3 protein-coding genes are annotated in these 2,888 nt (G+C 58.9%); 1 reads left to right on the top strand and 2 read right to left on the bottom strand.

What is annotated here, in order from left to right:
- Positions 1 to 158 precede the first annotated feature (158 nt).
- Entirely contained in the window at positions 159 to 374 is a 216-nt protein-coding gene (locus ACOADB_RS00820) for a hypothetical protein (protein WP_378596025.1), read from the top strand.
- Between the two features lie 100 nt (positions 375 to 474).
- Here the strand turns inward: ACOADB_RS00820 and ACOADB_RS00815 are convergent, their stop codons facing one another.
- A complete protein-coding gene (locus ACOADB_RS00815) occupies positions 475 to 681 on the bottom strand; it encodes a hypothetical protein (RefSeq protein WP_378596024.1) in 207 nt (68 codons plus the stop codon).
- A 408-nt stretch (positions 682 to 1,089) separates the two neighbouring features.
- Positions 1,090 to 2,715 (bottom strand): AAA family ATPase, encoded by a 1,626-nt coding sequence (locus tag ACOADB_RS00810; protein ID WP_378596023.1) that lies wholly within the window; start codon positions 2,713 to 2,715, stop codon positions 1,090 to 1,092.
- Positions 2,716 to 2,888 lie beyond the last annotated feature (173 nt).

Genomic DNA, 2,888 nt, shown 5'->3' with positions numbered 1-2,888 from the left:
CGTCGCAACCGCCAACGAGTCCTTAGGCGGCGGAATGACGCACGCGCGAGCTCCGCACCCTGGATGGGGAATTCGGGAGTCTCCATCCAACGGATTTCCGCGGCGTAGTCTCGGCACACGCGCGGTGAACTGCCGCTCCCAACACTCCCAGGAGCACGATGGCGATCGAACACGACGAGCACTACTACCTCTGCGATGACTGCAATGGGGAGGGTATGGCTGACGTACAGGTCTCAGAAGACGGAGAGACCGAATGGTCCTGGTGCGCTGGATGCGGTGATGGCATGAGCAAAGGAACGGGCTACATCGAAGGTGATGACGACGACTGTGAAACCAATCCCTGCGATGTGGCTACTGGAGCGATGACACTTTGACCCGCAGCGAGGCACGCGATCTCATCTGGGCTGCTGATTGAGCACGCGGACAGGACTGCACACCCGCCTACGTGCTGTCGCTGCGGGCTTGCGACCCAACTCAGACCTCGACGACCACGATGTCGGGATCCGTGTCGGCATCGTCGAGTGGGTAGTCCCCAGGGTTGGACATGTGTAACACCTCGGCACCTGTGTCGTAGTTGCTGAGCATGACGAGGCCGTACTCCTCGGCTTCCTCCTCGGTCTCGAAGCGTTCGTCATCTTCCACTTCCTCGCCATCGGCAAATTTCAAGACAGCTTTGAACATCGAATCCTCCGAATTCGTCACTTGTGGGCGTCACACTAACTCGCTGCCAAGTCGCTAAGGGCTAAACCTGACCCACCCCTCCGATGCTCGGGATCAGCCTCGGCGAAGCGACGCGCTGCCCTAAGCCCAAGTCACAGCTTGGCGGCCGAGCGTACGCGCCCGGGGCGCCTGACGGCGGCGGTGACATGGCTTGGGTGGACATTGGGACACCGGACGCAGACCTGCAACAACTCCAACGAAGAGCCGCGGTTGCCGGAGCGCGAAGACGACGAGTGCGACGGCCCGGGCTAGGACACGATGATCGTGAGGATTCACTTACCTGACGGCCAACGCGGCGATGGGACGCAAGCATTAGGAGCTTGCTGCCTTCGCGCTCGATACCTGCCGAATGCACGGGTGTAGCGATAGTTACGGTGCCCCGAAAATGTCCTGGCGCAGGTCCGCGTACACGTTCATGTCGGTCGAGAACAGCGGGGCCAGGGTCGCCTTTGCGAACGCTGTCCAGTCGCTTCCTGCCCCTGATAGGGTGAGCAACCGGCGGATATCGTTGTAAATTTGTCCTGCGGCTTTCTTGAGATCGTCGGGATCGTGGCCCTGCTCGATGCTCGCCTGCAATGCGTCAGCCTTGATTTGCTTGACCTGTTCGACCGCATCTGGCCGCTCATTCTGCTCGCAAAGCGCTGTCAAGATTTCATCGTCCAAGAGGAATGCTTCGATATTGCGCCGGCTGAGGACTCTGATTCCCGTGGCCGCAAGGTCGGAGACTTCGGCGGCATTCAAGAGATCTCGGTCGACGACGCGCAAGATGGTGGTGCCGGAAGCGATGGTTTGTATCGCCCGGCCGGCCTCAAGTGTGCCATCGCGAACATCGTTGCTATTGCCGACCGACAGAAAATCAGTGTCGGGAAACTCCTTGGAAAAGATCTGTCGATAGCAACTGGCGTCAAACTCCGCTCTCTTGTCGTTATTGTTCTTGGCGGGCCGCCCCTCGCAGAGAACGATCCGTTCAGGCGCCATTAACTGTGCGAGGTCTCCAAGCGCGACGTCAAGCGTCCTCGCCCAGAACTCCCGCGATGGAACAACCGGGTGAATGGTGGCTGCCGAATCAAAGTCCACACCCTGTAGGTCGATGAAGCACACGCTCCCAGGTGATGTCTTGGTCATCTCCCACGCCTTGCGCATGAACCCGATGCTGTGGCTCGCGACGACCATCTGAGAATCGGCGGGCAATAACTCCACCAGCGTTTCAAGAAGCGCGCCTTGGATCCGCGTATTCAGATGGGTCTCTGGTTCGTCAATGCACCAGATTGAGTTGTCGAAATACTCGCCCTTTACCACCGCGTCGAGGATTAGGTCGAAGGTCGCCTTCTCGCCCGCGGAAAGGTTCTTGTATAAGAATCGGCGAGACGAACCCTTCGAAAAGTAGAATGTCCCGACCGAGTCGGCGGTGCCCGCTACTCCGCCGACTCCGTCAAGTTGGAGATCGGGGAAAACCTTCGACATTGATCCTCGAACTTTTCCGATGATGCGATCTCTGAGTTCAAGTCTGGTCATCTGATCGGGGAGGGTATCGCTGTACACTCCCTCTAGAGTCTGTAAAATCAGTCGCTGGTAGTTATCTGAGACACTTGCGTCGGTATCAATAAGGCGCGTCACTCGAGGCTGGTCAAGCGGAGATGCCATCCGATTGATGCCGGGAATATTGAAGTCCGCCTCGTTGCGGAATGCGCTTCGAACGTAGACGAGTTTCTTGCGGTCTTCTGGGCCAGCGGGAACTGGTTCGTGAAACTCTAGCGTCACGTGCTCTGGCCAACTTATTGACTCAGTCCCGGCCTTTGCACCATAGCTCTCGTCCCACCCGTGGCCAGCCCCGCCGTTTGCCCAGTGCCAAGTCTTGAGCCCATCAAACATCGAGGACTTGCCGGAGCCGTTCGGTCCGGCAAGCACAATTAGCTTGGCTGATGCTGGCAAAGCCTCGATGCTCAGGTCAGTAAATCTCTTGAACTTCACGAAGTGAAGACTCTTAAGGCGCACGGTCGGCTCGTTCCTGGTGAAGTGGTCTGGGTTACCAAGGTGCCATGGCGGTTGAGAGGTGTCTGACCTTTCCAAGGTCGACGCGCGTCTCGCCACCGAGCGCGCGCTGCGGACCGCGCCGCTACTGGGCGGTCTGACGCACGTTGTCCGCCAGCGGTTTGCGTCGGGCCCCC

The sequence above is a fragment of the Nocardioides sp. CPCC 206348 genome, assembly GCF_048654705.1.
In the GTDB taxonomy this organism is placed as follows: domain Bacteria; phylum Actinomycetota; class Actinomycetes; order Propionibacteriales; family Nocardioidaceae; genus Nocardioides.
This window is presented reverse-complemented; position numbering and strand designations above follow the sequence as displayed.